This is a genomic window from Aeromonas sp. QDB20, from assembly GCF_027707805.1.
Classification (GTDB): domain Bacteria; phylum Pseudomonadota; class Gammaproteobacteria; order Enterobacterales; family Aeromonadaceae; genus Aeromonas; species Aeromonas dhakensis.
The window spans coordinates 24,509-41,205 of sequence record NZ_JAPCJC010000005.1 but is presented as its reverse complement, the minus strand read 5'-3'; the positions used below and the strand labels follow the sequence as shown (position 1 = coordinate 41,205).

General features: G+C 60.8%; 16 protein-coding genes. 8 read left to right on the top strand and 8 right to left on the bottom strand.

Going from position 1 to position 16,697, the window contains the following annotated elements; genetic code table 11:
- Positions 1-47: 47 nt before the first annotated feature.
- Complete coding sequence (locus tag PG897_RS07580; RefSeq protein ID WP_005299602.1) at positions 48-1,184, top strand: ABC transporter ATP-binding protein; 1,137 nt, start codon at positions 48-50, stop codon at positions 1,182-1,184.
- A 115-nt stretch (positions 1,185-1,299) separates the two neighbouring features.
- Here PG897_RS07580 and ppk2 read toward each other — a convergent pair whose 3' ends face one another.
- A complete protein-coding gene (gene ppk2, locus PG897_RS07575; RefSeq protein WP_024942186.1) occupies positions 1,300-2,115 on the bottom strand; it encodes a polyphosphate kinase 2 in 816 nt (271 codons plus the stop codon).
- Positions 2,116-2,283: 168 nt separating this feature from the next.
- Here ppk2 and PG897_RS07570 point away from each other — a divergent pair, with 168 nt between their 5' ends.
- Complete coding sequence (locus PG897_RS07570; RefSeq protein WP_024942185.1) at positions 2,284-3,084, top strand: alpha/beta fold hydrolase; 801 nt, start codon at positions 2,284-2,286, stop codon at positions 3,082-3,084.
- Between the two features lie 74 nt (positions 3,085-3,158).
- Here PG897_RS07570 and PG897_RS07565 read toward each other — a convergent pair whose 3' ends face one another.
- From PG897_RS07565 to PG897_RS07555, 3 genes are read right to left on the bottom strand one after another with little or no spacing between them, the layout of a single operon-like run.
- On the bottom strand, positions 3,159-3,947 hold the full coding sequence (locus PG897_RS07565) for a MipA/OmpV family protein (RefSeq protein WP_024942184.1): 789 nt from the start codon (positions 3,945-3,947) through the stop codon (positions 3,159-3,161).
- Between the two features lie 56 nt (positions 3,948-4,003).
- The gene (locus PG897_RS07560; RefSeq protein WP_017786655.1) at positions 4,004-5,074 is read right to left on the bottom strand and encodes an AI-2E family transporter; all 1,071 of its coding nucleotides are present in this window, start codon (positions 5,072-5,074) and stop codon (positions 4,004-4,006) included.
- Between the two features lie 16 nt (positions 5,075-5,090).
- Entirely contained in the window at positions 5,091-5,333 is a 243-nt protein-coding gene (locus PG897_RS07555) for a sulfurtransferase TusA family protein (protein ID WP_010634366.1), read from the bottom strand.
- A gap of 129 nt (positions 5,334-5,462) precedes the next feature.
- Here PG897_RS07555 and PG897_RS07550 point away from each other — a divergent pair, with 129 nt between their 5' ends.
- On the top strand, positions 5,463-6,917 hold the full coding sequence (locus PG897_RS07550; RefSeq protein WP_367273673.1) for a beta-barrel assembly-enhancing protease: 1,455 nt from the start codon (positions 5,463-5,465) through the stop codon (positions 6,915-6,917).
- A 130-nt stretch (positions 6,918-7,047) separates the two neighbouring features.
- Here the strand turns inward: PG897_RS07550 and PG897_RS07545 are convergent, their stop codons facing one another.
- Entirely contained in the window at positions 7,048-7,530 is a 483-nt protein-coding gene (locus PG897_RS07545) for a TlpA family protein disulfide reductase (protein ID WP_024942182.1), read from the bottom strand.
- Between the two features lie 60 nt (positions 7,531-7,590).
- Here PG897_RS07545 and arsC point away from each other — a divergent pair, with 60 nt between their 5' ends.
- Both arsC and PG897_RS07535 read left to right on the top strand, forming a co-directional pair.
- The gene (arsC, locus tag PG897_RS07540; protein ID WP_024942181.1) at positions 7,591-7,941 is read left to right on the top strand and encodes an arsenate reductase (glutaredoxin); all 351 of its coding nucleotides are present in this window, start codon (positions 7,591-7,593) and stop codon (positions 7,939-7,941) included.
- Positions 7,938-8,321, top strand: a complete 384-nt coding sequence (locus PG897_RS07535) for a DUF2069 domain-containing protein (protein ID WP_124250144.1) — start codon at positions 7,938-7,940, stop codon at positions 8,319-8,321. Before arsC ends, PG897_RS07535 begins: the two co-directional genes overlap by 4 nt.
- Before the next feature lie 143 nt (positions 8,322-8,464).
- Here PG897_RS07535 and PG897_RS07530 read toward each other — a convergent pair whose 3' ends face one another.
- Together PG897_RS07530 and PG897_RS07525 are read right to left on the bottom strand one after the other, a co-directional pair.
- Complete coding sequence (locus tag PG897_RS07530; protein ID WP_201881758.1) at positions 8,465-10,747, bottom strand: hypothetical protein; 2,283 nt, start codon at positions 10,745-10,747, stop codon at positions 8,465-8,467.
- Positions 10,748-11,590: 843 nt separating this feature from the next.
- Positions 11,591-12,205: an acyl carrier protein phosphodiesterase gene (locus PG897_RS07525; RefSeq protein WP_024942794.1), complete on the bottom strand. Its 615-nt coding sequence runs from the start codon at positions 12,203-12,205 to the stop codon at positions 11,591-11,593.
- Positions 12,206-12,380: 175 nt separating this feature from the next.
- On the opposite strand from PG897_RS07525, the gene iadA reads away from it, so the two are divergent.
- The gene (iadA, locus tag PG897_RS07520; protein ID WP_024942793.1) at positions 12,381-13,511 is read left to right on the top strand and encodes a beta-aspartyl-peptidase; all 1,131 of its coding nucleotides are present in this window, start codon (positions 12,381-12,383) and stop codon (positions 13,509-13,511) included.
- A gap of 111 nt (positions 13,512-13,622) precedes the next feature.
- Here the strand turns inward: iadA and PG897_RS07515 are convergent, their stop codons facing one another.
- Positions 13,623-14,525, bottom strand: coding sequence for a lysine exporter LysO family protein (locus tag PG897_RS07515; RefSeq protein ID WP_024942792.1), 903 nt, complete (start codon positions 14,523-14,525; stop codon positions 13,623-13,625).
- 532 nt (positions 14,526-15,057) lie between these two features.
- Here PG897_RS07515 and PG897_RS07510 point away from each other — a divergent pair.
- Both PG897_RS07510 and PG897_RS07505 read left to right on the top strand, forming a co-directional pair.
- Complete coding sequence (locus PG897_RS07510) at positions 15,058-15,828, top strand: ABC transporter ATP-binding protein (RefSeq protein ID WP_024942791.1); 771 nt, start codon at positions 15,058-15,060, stop codon at positions 15,826-15,828.
- A 64-nt stretch (positions 15,829-15,892) separates the two neighbouring features.
- Entirely contained in the window at positions 15,893-16,666 is a 774-nt protein-coding gene (locus PG897_RS07505; RefSeq protein WP_017765964.1) for an ABC transporter substrate-binding protein, read from the top strand.
- Positions 16,667-16,697 lie beyond the last annotated feature (31 nt).

Genomic DNA, 16,697 nt, shown 5'->3' with positions numbered 1-16,697 from the left:
CTCCCCCCGCTATCACGATTTGCAAAGATTCAAGAGCGGAGCTCGACATGGCTGAAGTAGTACTCAACAACGTTCGCAAAAATTACGACCCGGCTGTCCACAAGGACACCCTGCGCAATATCAACCTGGCCATCAAGGAAGGGGAGTTCATCGTCTTCGTCGGCCCGTCCGGTTGCGGCAAGTCCACCCTGCTGCGGATGATCGCCGGTCTGGAAGACATCACCAGCGGCGAGCTGACCATCGGCGGGCGCTACATGAACGACGTGCCGCCGGTAGAGCGCAACGTGGGCATGGTGTTCCAGTCCTACGCCCTCTATCCGCACATGAACATCTACGAGAACATGGCCTTCGGCCTCAAGCTCAAGAAGATGGACAAAGAGAACATCCACAAGCGGGTGATGCGCGCCGCCGAGATCCTGGGTCTCGAGCCGCTGCTGGACCGCAAGCCCAAGGCGCTCTCCGGCGGTCAGCGCCAGCGGGTCGCCATCGGTCGCTCCATCGTCCAGCAGCCGCAGGTGTTCCTGTTTGACGAGCCGCTGTCGAACCTCGACGCCGCCTTGCGGGTCAAGATGCGCATCGAGATCGCCAAGCTGCACAAGGAGCTCAACTCCACCATTATCTACGTGACCCACGACCAGGTGGAGGCCATGACCCTGGCCAACCGCATCGTGGTGCTGAGCCCGCTCAAGGCGGACGCGACCACCAACCTGGAACAGTTCGGCACCCCGCTCGAGCTCTACCACAACCCGGACAACAAGTTCGTGGCGGGCTTCATCGGCTCTCCCAAGATGAACTTCCTGGCGGGCGAGCTGGTGGAGATTGGCGAGCAGGAGTGCCTGGTCAAGCTGACCACGGGCGACAGCGTGCGGGTGCGGGTCGATGCCCGCCGCGGCGCGGTTGGCGACAAGGTGGAGCTGGGCATTCGTCCCGAGCACCTGGTGCCGCTCGATCACGCCCATGCCGACAGCCGCGTGAGCGGGGTGGTGCAGGTGGCTGAACACCTGGGGGCCGAATCCTTCGTCTACATGGACGTGGCGGGCCACGACTTCACCGTCAAGGCGAGCTCCGACGTGGACGTGGCCACCGGCCAGCAGTACAGCGTCGGCATTCCGGCCGAGGCCTGCTACCTGTTCGATGCCAAGGAGCAAGCCTTCCCGCGCACGGCCAAATACATCCGCACCTGACAAGGGGCGGCTGCCGAGGTTTCCTTTTCTTTATATTCAATGCCTTTTTGCCGGTCGCAAGACCGGCTTTTTATTGCCTGCCGTTTGGCGAGAACGGCAGGCGAGGTGGCAGTGCTCAGGCCTCGAGCGCAGCTGTGATGTCCGGTACAAAGTGCTGGCTGGTGAGCGGCGGGCGCTCGTAACCTTCGGTGCTGATAGGGGGCAGCTCTATGTGTTCGTAGTGGATCGCCTCGTAGGGCACCTTGCCCAGCAGGTGAGAGATGCAGTTGAGGCGGGCGCGGCGCTTGTCGTCTGCCTCCACCACGAACCAGGGGCAATCCTCGGTATCCGTGTAGGTGAACATGTCATCCTTGGCGCGGGAGTATTCGACCCAGCGCGAGCGGGATTGCAGATCCATCGGGCTGAATTTCCAGCGCTTGATGGGGGTGCTGATCCGCTCCTTGAAGCGCTTCTCCTGCTCCTCGTCGCTGACCGAGAACCAGTACTTGATGAGGGTGATGCCGGAGCGAGTCAGCATCCGCTCGAACTCGGGGCAGGCGCGCAGAAACTCGCGATACTCGTTGTCGCTGCAAAAGCCCATCACCCGCTCGACCCCGGCCCGGTTGTACCAGGAGCGGTCGAACAGCACCATCTCGCCGGCAGCGGGCAGGTGGGCCACGTAGCGCTGAAAGTACCACTGGGAGCGCTCCCGGTTCGAGGGGGCGGGCAGCGCCGTGACCCGGCAGACCCGGGGGTTGAGTGGCTCGGTGATAGCCTTGATGACGCCACCCTTGCCGGCGGCGTCCCGCCCCTCGAACACTACCACCACCTTCAGCCCCTCCTGCTTGACCCACTCCTGCAGCTTGACCAGCTCCTCCTGCAGATGGGCCAGGTGGTGCTCGTAGGTCTTCTTGTTCAGGCGCGGGCGCTTCTTGCTCTTGTCCTTCGGCATGATTGTCTCCTTATTGAGTCCTTTCCAGATTGCACCAGGCAGGCGTTACTGCCAAGGGGGTCGTGTTACACTGCCGCCTCACGAGCCGCCGGCAATAGAAAAACATGACGCCAGTGATGGCGATGTGCACTGCCGTCTCATCACCGGCTGTTGGCAACAGGAGAAAACATGAAGCAAGTTATGGAGATAGCAGGCCGCCAGATGGCCTATCTGGACGAGGGGCAGGGCCCGGTCGTGCTGTTTGGTCACAGCTACCTGTGGGACAGCGCCATGTGGGCGCCCCAGGTGGAGGCCCTCAAGGGGCAGTACCGTTGCATCGTGCCCGAACTGTGGGGCCACGGTGATTCCGATGCGCTGCCCGAGGGGGGCTGCACCCTGGCGACCCTGGCCCGCGACCACCTGGCCCTGCTCGATGCGCTCGGCATCGACGAGTTCGTGCTGGTGGGTCTCTCCATCGGCGGCATGTGGGGCGTGGAGCTGACGCGCATGGCGCCCGCGCGCCTCAAGGGACTGGTGCTGATGGACAGCTTCGTCGGCCTCGAGCCCCAGATCACCTGCGAGCGCTATCTCGGCATGCTGGCCATGATCGAGCAGCTTGGCACCATCCCGGCTCCCATCGTCGAGCAGGTGGCGCCGCTGTTCTTTGCCGACCAGCCGGATGCCGCCCTGATGAGCGGTTTCAAGGCGCGCCTCGCCGCCTGGCCGGCTGACAAGGTGGCCGCCATGGTGGCGGTGGGCCGCAGCTTCGTGACCCGCGAAGATCGCATCGAGTGGCTGGAAGAGATGAGGCTGCCTGCGCTGGTGATGACGGGTTGCCAGGACAAGGCCCGCCCTGTGCTGGAAGGCTACCTGATGGCCGAGGTGCTGGGCTGCCCGTTCAAGGAGATCCCGGCGGCCGGCCACATCGCCTCGCTGGAGAACCCTGCCTTCGTCAACGACGCACTGGCCGAGTTTCTGGCCCGCCTGTGACAGCGTTCTCTGCCGGATAACAAGAAAAGGAGCCATAGGCTCCTTTTCTCTTTGGTGTGGGTGTGGTCTGGGCGTTACCAGATATAGCCGAGCCCCAGCCCGGCATAGAGTTCCCCCTGATGCTGGACGAGGGGGCTGTCCGCGATGTCGCCGTCATAGCGCTCGTAGTTGATGCCAAAGCCGCCGATCCAGTTGGCGTTGAAGCGATAGCTGCCGATGAGGGAGACCATGGGGGAGAGGGTGGTGCCGGTGTTCCATGTCGGCCTGTCCGCCCTCGCTTCGTCTTGCGAGACACCGCCGAAGTAGTAGTTGGCGAGGTTGTGGCTGCGCAGCATGACGCCGGCCCCCGGCATCAGCAGCAGCGGGCCGCGGATGATGGGGAAGTTGGCCCACAGCATCAGCTCCTGGCCATTGCTGGTGCCGGTCACGTCGCTGGTGGCCCGCACGCTCCAGAGAGCATAGGGGGTGATGAGATCGGCCCCGATCCCGGCCTCGAACTCACCTTTGCGCTTGTCGAGGCCGTGCAGGAAGGGATCATCGTCCGGATCCAGATTGCCAAAGCGCATCCGGCCGAAGGCGTAGGTGGAGAGGCCGCCATTGCGGCTCAGGTAGTAGCGGGCCCGATCCCCCAGGTACATGAGGTTGTCGCCAAAGTAGAGGGCACCCGGGATCGGCAGCAGGGTGTCATCCTGGTGCTGATAGCGGGCCTGACCGCCGATGACGGCCCCGCCCAGCACCAACCCTTTGGGGATGGGGCTGTCGGGGCTGTCGCTGGAGAAGGCGCTGAGCGCCCCGATATCGAGATCGGCCCGGGCCGGCAGGGTGGTCAGGAGCAGGGCCGCCAGCCCCGTCCGTGTGAGCATTTGCAATATCTTCATGGACACTCCGTTGTCATCGATGGCCAGGCACGACTATCGCATTATTTGGGCACGGCGGGCAGCTCTTCGCGCTTGGGCCAGGCATTGAGCACTGCCTTGACCAGGGTGGCGAGGGGGATGGCGAAGAAGACCCCCCAGAAGCCCCACAGGCCGCCAAACACCAGCACGGCAACGATGATGGCCACCGGATGCAGGTTGACCGCCTCGGAGAAGAGCAGAGGTACCAGCAGATTGCCGTCGAGGGCCTGGATCACCAGATAGGCCACCATCAGCCAGGTGAACTCGGGGGTCAGCCCCCACTGGAACAGGGCCACCATGGCCACCGGCACCGTCACCGCGGCGGCACCTATGTAGGGGATCAGCACCGAGAAGCCCACCGCCACCGCCAGCAGCGCCGAGTAGCGCAGCCCCATCAGGGCGAATGGGATATAGGTCGCCACTCCGACGATCAGGATCTCGATCACCTTGCCGCGGATGTAGTTGAGGATCTGCTCGTTCATCTCCACCCAGACCCGGTTGACCAGGGTGCGGTTGCGCGGCAGGAAGCGGCGCAGCCCCCCCATCAATATCTCTTTGTCCTTGAGCATGAAGAACACCATCAAGGGCACCAGGATGGCGTAGATGAGTATGGCCACCACGTTGATGAGGGAGCCGAGGGAGGCGGTCACCAGCTGCTCGCCCCCGCTCAGGATACGCTGTCGCATGTTGTCGATAACGGTCTCCACCAGGCTGACATCGACCAGCTCGGGGTACTGCTCCGGCAGGGTGCGCACATAGTCCTGAGCATGGGAGAGCATGGCCGGGGACTCCTTGGCCAGGTTCAGCCCCTGGCTCGCCAGGGTCGGGATGAGCCCGAGGAACGCCATGGCGGTGAGGGCGATGAACAGCAGCAGGATAAGGCTGGTAGCCAGGGTGCGCGAGAGCCCGGCCCGCTGCAGCCGGCTCACCGGCCACTCCAGCAGGTAGGCCATCACCAGTGCGACCAACAGTGGTGCCAGCAGATCGCCAAACAGCCAGAGCACGGCGAAACAGGCCGCCAGCAGCAGAAACAGGGTGACGGCATCGGGATCGGAGAAGCGGGTCTGATACCAGCGCTTGATGACTTCTAACATGGCGACATCCTTTACGTTACTGGGGCTGGCTGTGGTGCCTGGCCCCGACCACCAACTGCAAAGAGAGGGTATTGTCCGGCGCTTCCTGCAAGGTGAAGGGGTGACCCTGGCGCTGCAGATAGGCGGGAATGTCCTGCCGGGAGCCGGCATCGGCCAGCCGGATGGCGAGGGCTTGACCGGTTTTGGCCTCCCGCAACCAGAGCTTGAGCCGGATCAGCGGCTCGGGGCAACGCCAGGGGGTCAGGTCGAGGTATTCCATGGAGGCTCCATCGCGCGTGATGGCAGCTATTATGGCCGTGATGAGAGCACGAAACAACGCTTGTAGCCCTTGATGGGCAAGGGTATTCTGCCGGTGTCCCGGTAGGGTCTGATTGGAGATAGAGATAACGTGGCACGCTTTTCCCCCCTGATGGCATCGCTCCCCCTGCTGGCTTCCCTGATGGGCGCCACTTTCCATGCCCAGGCCAGCAACCAGCTTCCCGACATCGGCACCGCCGGGGTGGCCGCCCTGCCCATCGAGCAGGAGGTGCGCTACGGCAACGCCTTCATGCGCTTTGCCCGGGCCGGTTTGCCGATCATAGATGATCCCGTGTTGAGCCAGTACATCGACGATCTGGGCCAGCGGCTGCTCTCCAACGCCGACGGGGTGCGTTTCCCGTTCACCTTCTTCCTCATCAACGACCCCAGCATCAACGCGGCCGCCTTCCTCGGCGGGCGGGTCAAGGTGCACACCGGCCTGTTTCTCTATGCCGACAGCGAGAGCGAGCTCGCCTCGGTACTGGCCCACGAAATCACCCACGTGACCCAGCGCCACATCGCCCGCTATATGGAAGCGCAGGCGAGCAGCTCCGCCATGACCCTGGCCGGCCTGGTGGGCTCCATTGCGCTGGCGGTGATCAACCCCACCGCAGGGATCGCTGCGCTGCAGACCACGCTGGGTCTCTCCATGCAGTCGGCCATCAACTACACCCGCGACAACGAATACGAAGCGGACCGGATCGGTATGAAGACCCTCTACGACGCCGGTTTCGATCCCATGGGCATGGCCAACTTCTTCCAGAAACTGGCGGCCGAGTATCGCTACGCCAGCAAGCCGCCTGAGATGCTACTGACTCACCCGCTGCCGGAGACACGGATCAGCGAGGCGCGCGCCCGGGCGGGCAGTTATGGCCGTCGCAATCTGCCGCCGAGCCTCGACTTCTGGCTGGCCAAGGTGCGCATCCAGGTGCGTTTCGGCACCGAGAGCCCGCAGGCCCTGCTCACCTATTTCGACAACCGGTTGCAGAAGGGGGACTACCCGCTCAAGGATGCGGCCATCTACGGCAAGGCGCTGGCGCTGCTGCAGCTCAAGCGCACCGACGAGGCCGACGCCCTGATGCAGGAGCTGGTGACTCGCCACCCGGAAGATCTGTTCGTGGTGGACGCCCTCACCGACATCGACTTGGCCAAGGGGCGCAGCGCCCAGGCCATCGCCCGGCTCGAGAAGTTCCGCACCCGCATGCCGGACAACGAGGTGGTGGTGGTGAACCTCGGCAACGCCTACCTGGAAGGGGGCAACTACAAGAAGTCCATCGCCATTCTCGACCCCTATGCCCGTGAGCACGAAGAGAACAACCTGGCCTGGAGCCTGCTCTCCGATGCCTATCGCAAGGCGGGCAGGATGACCGAATTGCACATGGCGCGCGCCGAGATGCTCTCCCTGCGCGGTGACTACCAGGCGGCCATCGACGAGCTGATCGTGGCGCGCGGTACCACCAACGACAAGTTGACCCTGGCAAGGCTGGAGGCACGGATCACCGAGCTGGAACGGGCCAAGAAGGATCTCGACAGCCTCAAGGGCTGACGGGCCAGCGGCTCGCACGCACGACAAGGGCGCACCAGGGTGCGCCCTTGTCGTTGATGCAGGTGGCCGATGGGCAACAACAGGGGGAAGGTTGGGGAAACAGAGCGGCCGGCGGCAAGGGGTCAGGCGTTCAGTGGCCAGCCGGCTTGACGGAGGCCCTGAGGGCCTCTACCCGCGATGGGGTGAGCTCCCCCACCAGGCTCTGCAGGAGGTTTCCTTTGCCATCGAGCAGATAGCTGGTGGGCAGCCCGGCGGGACGGGGGAAGGGGAGGCTCGCCTCCTGCCGGGGGATGAGCAGCGGCACCCTGATGTGGTACTGCCCGGCCAGTTTGCGAAGCTCGGCCGGTGTGGTCGGGTCATAGTTGACCATCACCACGGCGATCTCTCCCTCCTGCGCCAGCGCCTCCAGCAGCGGCAGCTCCCGCAGGCAGGGGGCGCACCAGGGGGCGAAGTAGTTGACCAAGAGTGGCTTGCCGGCAAAGTCAGCCAGGGCCAACGGCAGGTGCTGGCTGTCGGTGAACTGGGGGGCCGGGCTGCAGGCCGTCAGCAGGCCGGCCACAATCAGCCAACAAATTCGTTTCAATTCCTGCACTCTCGCGCTTACCCTGACCATCAGTTTCCCCTACAATAGCGCCGTTTCTTGTCCCATCTTGCGATTAATCAGGGAGTTATCATGAGCGAGACCCAAATCTACCACAATCCGCGCTGCTCCAAGAGCCGTGAAACCCTGGCCTTGCTGGAACAACACGGGATCGCCCCTGCTGTGGTGCTCTATCTGGAGCAGGCTCCGAGCGAGGAAGAGATCCGCACCCTGCTGAGTCAGCTGGGATTCAGCGATCCGCGCCAGCTGATGCGCACCAAGGAAGATCTCTACAAGGAGCTGGGGCTTGACGAGGTGAGCGGCGACGCCCTCATTCGCGCCATGCATCAGTATCCCAAACTGATCGAGCGCCCCATCGTCATCAAGAACGGCCAGGCCCGCATCGGCCGCCCGCCCGAGCAGGTGCTGGAGATCCTCAAGTGAGCACCCGCTTCGCCCGCCTGCTGACCCTGGTCGGCTTTTTCGGCCTGCTGATCTGGGTGCTGCTGTGGCACCTCTGGCTCTCGCCCCATCCCGACCTCAACCCCTGGCTGCTGCCGGTGATCTGGACTGTGCCGCTGCTGTTCCCGCTCAAGGGGATCGTGCAGGGCAACCCCTACACCCACGCCTGGGGCAACTTCGTGCTGATGCCCTACTTCCTGCACGCCCTGACCCTGATCACCACGGATGAGGGAGAGCGGTGGCTGGCGGTGGTGGAGCTGCTGTTCACCGTGCTCGCCTTCATCGGCACCATCTATTACGCCCGCCTGCGCGGCCGCGAGCTGGGGCTGAGCATTCGCAAGAAAAAGGATGCCGACAGCTGACCCGCTGGGTTTCTACCCTGGCTTGCAGGGGAAAACGGGCTGTCGCTGCGAGCACAGTGCGAGCGCGCATCCAAATGAAAAGTCCCTGCCAAGGCAGGGACTTTTTTATGGCCAAAGTGGCCTTGGCTACGCTTGCCGTTGGCTTAGAAATGAATGGTCAGCTGGGGCGCTTTGGCCGGGGTTGCCTCCGAGGTATAGACATATTTATCGTAGAAACTGGCATAACCGGGATCGAGCGTGAAGCTCAATCTTGGTTGTTCATAGGTATCGCCACTCCCCGTTTTTGCCCTGTCCAGGGCGGCATTGAACAAGTCAGTGACATCAACCCAGGCCACCTGTTCACTGGAGTAGGTGATTTGGTCGCTGAACTTGGGCCGGTACTCTTTCCAGCTGTTTTGTCGCATCGCCCAGGTTGAGGCGTTGGCGCTGAAGAAGTAGTAACTCCAGTAACTGGAAATATATACGGTGCCGGGATCGTTCTGTTCAATTCTCAATGAAACCGAGCTCGGTTTTCTGTTGCCATATTTGGCGACGTATTCACCCAGGTTGAATGAGAGAAATCCCCAGGTCATGGCAGGATTGTAAGCACCATCGGCGCCGAGAGTCAGGTAGTTGTTTTGAGACTGACTGACTTGTTTGGGATCATAGGTATAATAGGCCATGTCTTCATCGGCATAGATGGCATAGGTGCCATCGCTTCTGACCTCATGGGGCTTGTTATATTCCCCTTCTGCCGCGCAATAGTTCTTTATGGTGACCTGACTTGATGGTACACCGAGACGAATATCAAGACCTTGCTTGGGAGTCAGCGTCACATTGCCCAGTTGTCCTGAATTTATCAGGCGCTTGGCATCGCTATCCGGATCCAGCGTGTCCTTGGTATAACTCAAGGTGGCGGGATACTCTTTCATGGTCAAATAGTAGGGAACGAATTTCCCCTCGGCGTCCGTTTTATTCACCATGGTGATGTCTTTATTCAAGATATTGTCATGGAGGGTGGCGGAATTATTCTTCGCCGTGACGATCAGGGAGATGCTATCCACAACCCCTTTTCCCCCCTTGAATGAAATGCTCGGGCGCTTGCTGTTCAAGCGGTCGTACAAATACATCAAGGGCACATCATCGGTGACTACCGTATACAGCTTGGAACTGCTGCCATTGGTAGACATAGCGGCATAGGAGAAGCTGTCATTATTGCCATCTATATCGTGAAGGTTGGTGAACTGTGGGGTGACATCCGCACTGACCAGATATTTGATCTTCAATCTCCCGGTGAGATTGACGCCGGTATTCTCGGTCGTGTTCCAGCCACTCATGGTCAAGCCCGACTTGGCATTGCTTGCCAGCACGACGTTGGAGGGGATGAAGGTGGTGACCAGCTTGTATCCCTGGGAGCTGGAGCGATCACTATAGGTCTTGTCGACACGGACCTTCGGGGTGGTCAACAGGGTGAACAAGCCCATGGGCTCATCATAGAGCGGGAACGAGATATCACTGGCACCATTTTCGCCAAAATCTTGCCAGGCGGTGGACAAACTGCCCGGCATTTTCAGTTTGACCGTGATGCCAGGATCTGAGGAGGTCGTTTCACCCCGCAAATACACCTCCGAGAAGGAGATTTGTGGAATGATTGGGCTGTAGCCGGGCACGGCCGCCGCCTGTGTTCCGAAGATGGATCCCACGCCAGACAGGGTGCCGGCCAGTGCCTTGAAGCCTGCCGTTACACTGCTTCCCCCCGGGGCCAGCTCCATCATGCCGCCCAGAAAGTCGCCTGCGGCACCCAAGGCATCGCTGGCCACGGCATTGGAGGTGGCGGAGTCGTTGATGCCGCCGAAGACATTCTGCAGGTCGGAGAGATTGCTGACGGTATAATTGCCGGCCTGTTCCAGGTTGTCGCTCAAGCTACCCGAGACGTCCATCAGATAGGCCGCCGGATCGCCGATACCCTCGTCGGTGATATTCTGCGAGATACCGGTGGCATGCCCATACAGTTCAACATTGGCGATCGCTTTTGGACTGATCTTGATGTTCAAGTCAATCTCATCTGAACCGGCGGAACAGGGATCCAGATTCACCTGGAAGTCGGTCACCCCCCAGCCACCATCCTGCGCGTTATTGATGGCGCCAAAGCCGGTCTTGCTGCTGGAGTAGAATCGGGCATCCGCGCTCTGGTTGCTGTCAAAGAGCTTGGATTTGCCAGTGGTGGAGAGCGTCACCGCAACGCCGGTGCCTATGGTGTAACCGGGGAAATATCCCATCACCCGCAGTTTTGCCGTCATCCGGTTGTAGAGGATGAGATAGGGATATTGATTGGTTGAAAATGCATCATCTCCATCGGCAGACCAGACGGACTTCGCATTGGCATAATGCTGCATCTTGTAGCCAAGATTGAATTTGAGGAGCTCCCAACCGCTATTGGGGTCCACGTCGGGTATTTTGTCTGCGATGGATCTGGCTACCCGCCTGGTGCAGCTTGTGGCGGGAGGAAGCTGATTACCCGGGCCCATGATATCCGAGGTGATGGCTGCGCCACCCGGAATATTGTAGAGCGATTCTATTTCGCAGATATAGAATGGGCTGGTCATCAGCTCATCTTCTCCGCTTATCGAAGACATGCCAACTTGCAGGTGTTGGGTACGCCAGTCGAAAATATTCTTGCGCTGTTGTTGAATTGCCTCTGCCGTATTTGGGTAGCGCGCATGATCCGGGTGGGTAATGACGGCTTCCTGTTTCCAACGAGCATCTATATCCAGCGGAGTGGCTGCATGCGCCATCAATGGAAGCATGGCACTGACGGCCATCCATAATGTTGAATGCCTGATCTCCATTATCATAATTCTCCAGGTTTTAATCGCTATTGTAAAATCTTACAATTGACAGATATCGAGAATATTATTCTCGCAATGAATATGTCAGCGAGTTTTAAATGAAACATATCCATTACCGTGAGGGTAATAATTAATACTGGCTAGTCAATGACTTTTTTATTATTCTGGAGGTTATGGATAATAGCAGCGGCATTCGACAGGCGTTTTTATATGAAAATAATGTCAGTCAGAGCTGGTGTGGCACCATTTATGTGGAGCCTTCATTGATGTTGATTTTTTACAGCCAGAGCGATATATGAAAATATATATTCAATGAATGAAATATTTTCCATCAAGGGGCATTGTCAAGCAAATATTCCTTACCCCAGCTCAACCGGAGTTATGCTCCCGTGAAGTACGGGGAGCGAAAGAGAGTGTGTTTGCCGTCATTTCGCGGGGTACTCATGGTTGCGGCCGTTCATCCCCGCCACGATAGTGGACCAGCTGCTGCACGCTGAACTGCATCAGCTGGGGATAGAAGCGCAGAAAGCCCTCTTCGCACTGCTGCCAGCGGGCCGCGTCCAGGGTCGTGAGCGCTTCTCCCAGAGGTTGCGGGCGGCGCAGCCGGCGACCTATGCCGTTGAGGGCCTGCGCCAGTCCCTCTTTGCGCTGATAGGAGGCGATCCAGTCCTGCTCTGCCATCCGCTTGAGGGGTAGGGGCAGACCCTCCGGCAGCTGGGTTGCATCTGCCAGCAGGTGCCGGTAACTCTGCTGTAGGAAGCGGGGCAGGGCCTCGTCATGAAACTGCGGCCAGTGCAGGCTGAGCCAGTGGTCGTAGAGCATGTCCACCAGGATGCCGCCAAAGCGGCGCCAGGGGGCCTCGAAGCAGGCCACCGCCGCCCTGTGTTCGGGGTGGCCGTCGGTGAAGGCGTCTATCTTGCGGTGCAGCCAGATCCCCTCGTCAAATTGCGCGGCGAGGCCGGTGGGCAGGGCACCCTTGACGAAATCCCCCAGCAGGTTGCCGGTGAGGGAGCTGTGGGTATGGGCTGCCAGATGCAGGTGAGCCAGATAGTTCATGAAGGGGGAACCAGCCAAAGGGATTGCCGCTGAGCCTAGCGGATCCGGCGGCCCTTGCCTATGAAAACGGCCGCCTGGCCGTGAGGAAGTGCTTCCCTCCCTGACCGTCGGCTGGGTAGAGTGCAGCATGGCTGCCGCTTGACGGCGCACATCAACCTCACGAGGAGCATGCCGCATGTTGACCCTGATCGAAGGGGCCGAACTCTATGGTCCGACCCCGCTTGGCCGCCAGGATCTGTTGGTGGCCGATGGCCGCGTCGCCTGGCTCGGGCAGGGATTGTCTGTCCCCGCCGACTGGCCGCTGACGCGGGTGGACGGTCGCGGCCGCTATCTGGTGCCCGGACTGGTGGATCCGCTGGCCCACATCACCGGCGGTGGCGGCGAGGGGGGCTTTGGTTTTCGCACGCCGGAGCTCTCGGCAAGGGAGGCGCTGAGTGCCGGGGTCACTACCCTGGTGGCGGCGCTTGGTACCGATAGCCTGACTCGCAGTCCGGCTCAGGTGCTCGGCAAGGTGCGCGAGTTTCGCGCCGCCGGGGTGAGCGCCTTCATGTATACCGGCTCCTACCATCTGCCGGTCAAGACCCTCACCGGCACGGTGGAATCGGACATCATGCTCATTCCCGAGGTGCTGGGGGTGGGGGAGGTGGCCATCAGCGATCACAGATCCAGCGCACCGACCCACGACGAGCTGGCCCGCCTGGTGAGCGAGGCGCGGGTGGCCGGGCTGCTCGCGGGCAAGAGCGGGGTCAGCTTCTTTCATCTGGGGGACGGGCGCGGGGCGCTGGCACCGCTGCGGGCCTTGCGCGATGGCACCGACATCCCGCTGCGCCAGCTCTACCCCACCCACTGCAACCGCAATCCCTGGCTGTTTGCCGAGGCCATCGAGTGGGGCCGGGCCGGCGGCTGGGTCGATCTCACCACCTCGAGCTTCCCGGACCTGCTGGACGATGGTGAGTTGCTGGCGGCCGACGCCCTGGTGGCGCTGCTGGCGGCCGGGGTACCTGCCGAACGTATCAGCTTCAGTTCGGACGCCAACGCCAGCCTGCCGCGCTTCGACAGCGAGGGGCGTCTCATCGAGCTGCGCTGCGGCCAGATAGGCAGCCTGTGGCAGGCGCTGGTGGAGAGTTGCGGCAAGGGGATCGCGCTGGAGGTGGCGCTGGCGGTGGTGACGGCCAATCCGGCCAGGGCGTTGGGGTTGGCGGCCAAGGGCACGCTGGCGGTGGGGCAGGATGCGGATCTGCTGCTGATCGACCCCGACACGCTCACCATCGAGCGGGTGATGAGCGGCGGCCGCTGGCGCAGCTGAATATCGGAGTTAATGGGGAATCCGTGATGTCAGGCCACCCCTCTTTTAAACAACAAGCCCGGCAGCAGTGCCGGGCTTGTTGTTGACCGTGGGCCAGTCAACGGGTCGAGATCAGATGGCCAGGAAGCCCAGGATTAGGATGGGGCCGAGCAGGCTCAGGATAAAGCCGGAGACGATGGCCACCGGCACCACCTGGATGCCGCCGGATTTCTGGATGACCGGCAGGGTGAAGTCGAGTGCGGTGGCGCCGCCATAGCCGATGGCGGCGGAGGGGTGACGGCGCATCAGCATCGGAATGATCAGGATGGCGATGAGCTCGCGCCCCAGATCGTTGATGAAGGCGGCGGAGCCCAGTACCGGCCCCAGCTTGTCGGCCACCAGGATGCCGGAGAGTGAATACCAGCCGAAGCTGGAGCTGAGGGCCAGGCCGTGGGCTAGCGGCATGCCGAGCAACTGGGCGGCCAGCAGGCTGCCTAGCCAGCTGCTGACGATGACGGTGGCGGCGATCTTCATGCCCCAGGGGTTGAGCAGGATCTGGCGCAGCCGCATGCCGGAGTTACGCATCTGCACCCCGATGAGAAACAGCAGCAGCATCAGGGCCCACTCGCTCCACTTGTCGATGGGCAGGGCGCGCAGGTCCACCAGCAGCCCCAGCAAGACGCCACCGAGCACCACGAAGCAGAGCTGCAGCGACTCCCACAACAGGTGCAGCTTGCTCGGCATCTGGCCGTCGCTGGCTTCATGCGTAGGAGGGGAGCGCCGATCCAGCCACCAGAGGGCCAGCAGGTTGCACAGGGTAATGGCGGCGAGCATGACGCCGGCCACCTTGAAGATCACCGCCAGGTTGCTGCCCAGGTTCTCCACGTAGGCGAGCCCCAGCCCCATCAGAAACAAGATGAGATAAACCATCTTGCCCAGCGATTGATTGACCAGCTTGATCAAACGGGCGGAGGAGAGGGGTACCAGATAGCCGATCACAAGCGGCAGCAGGATCAGCAACACATTGAGCAACATCGGGGCCTCGATCACAAAAACTGACAAAAATGACACCTTATCATCACTTATTGGCCCTGTGTCACATATTTGTGTGTTTGCCTGCCTCATCCGGAACTTTTTATCGATTTGTTATGTTTCTGGTATGAAATGAGGCCCCGTTTCGGGGCATCTCCCCACCCTGGTGCAATCCAAAAACGGCGCGAGTCGGCGATTTTTCAACGGGATGCGAGGGCGGGCCTGGTGAATAAAGCCACTTCGTCTGCCTTATGGCATGATGGGCGGAATTTTCTTGCCAGTAGTGCGCTGCGGGTATAAAAAGGCGGTGTTATCGAACCGGGGTGATTAGCATTTTATGCAGACAAAGTGCTGAAAAATACCTGTTTGGCCAATAAAAATACAGACAAAACACCAAAGACCTCGGTTCTGTATTGTTTTTTGACTATCCGAGTGATATTTTCGCTGAAGGTTGCCATCGGTTAACTTTTTGTTAAATAAGCGATGGCGTGAGTCACGCCCCAGCGGCGTCTAGGGACAGACAAGGTTGTAATGGATGAGCGACGTTGCCGCACTGGAAGTTCGTGATCTGCACAAGTATTTCGGCACCCACGAAGTGCTCAAGGGCATCGATATGACCGCCCACAAGGGGGATGTCATCTCCCTTATCGGCTCCTCCGGCTCGGGGAAGTCGACCTTTCTTCGCTGTATCAATCTGCTGGAAACACCCTCTTCCGGCACGGTTTCCCTCCATGGCGAGCTTATTCGCATGAAAACCAACCGCACCGGTGAACGTCTGCCGGAAGACATGCGGCAGGTGGAGCGCATTCGCAGCCGGCTGGCCATGGTGTTTCAAAGCTTCAACCTCTGGTCGCACATGACCATCATGCAGAACATCATCGAGGTGCCGATCCAGGTGCTCAAGGTGCCCCGCGCCGAGGCCATTGCCAAGGCGGAACAACTGCTCAACCGGGTAGGGCTGTGGGAGCGGCGCGACTACTACCCGGGTCACCTCTCCGGCGGCCAGCAGCAGCGGGCGGCCATCGCCCGGGCCCTGGCGGTGGAACCCGAGGTGATGCTGTTTGATGAACCCACCTCGGCGCTCGACCCCGAGCTGGTGGGCGAAGTACTCGGCCTGATGCGCGAGCTGGCCGAAGAGGGACGCACCATGCTGGTGGTGACCCATGAGATGTCGTTTGCCCGCGATGTGTCGAACAAGGTAATGTTTTTGCACCAGGGCCGCGTGGAGGAGGAGGGCAATCCCAAGGAGATCTTCGCTCATCCCAAGTCCGAACGGTTCAAGCAATTCATCTCCTCCATCTATTGATGGCCGGAGCTGAGCCCAACAATCTGCAATTGCAACAGTCGATGACTTTATCAAGGAGAGATACATGAACAAGCTGATGCTGGCGACTGCCATGGTTACTGCCCTGTCCTCCGGCAGCCTGATGGCCAAGGAGTGGAAAGAGGTGCGGATCGGTGTCGAAGGTGCCTACCCCCCCTTCTCCTGGACCGAGCCGAGCGGCGAGGTGAAAGGCTTTGACATCGACATCGCCAACGCCCTGTGCGAGGAGATGAAGGTGAAGTGCACCCTGGTCAAGCAGGACTGGGACGGCATCATTCCGGCGCTGTTGTCGCGCAAATATGACGCCATCATCGCCACCATGGACATCACCGAAGAGCGCAAGAAGAAGGTGGACTTCACCCAGAAGTACCAGCACATTCCGGCCCGCTTCGCTGCCAAGAAAGGCACTGAGGTGAAACTGGAGAAGGCCTTCATGGATGGCAAGACAGTGGCCGTGCAGCGTGCCACCTCCATGGACACCTTTATTACCGACAACTTCCCCAACGCCACCATCAAGCGTTACGGCACCGCCGATGAGGCCTATCTCGACCTGAAATCCGGCCGCGTCGACTACGTGCTGGCCGACTCAGCCGCCATCAGCGACGGTCTGCTCAAGAAAGAGGGCGGCGATGCGTTCGAGTTCGTGGGCCCGAAACTGACCGATCCCAAGTGGTTTGGTGAAGGCGCCGGCATTGCGGTGCGCAAGGCCGACAAGGATCTGAAAGAGAAATTCAACGCCGCCATCCTGGCGCTGCGTGCCAACGGCAAGTACAAGGCGATCAACGACAAGTACTTCGACTTCGACGTCTACGGCGAGTAACTCCCAAGGCTCGCTGCCAGAGGCAGGAGCC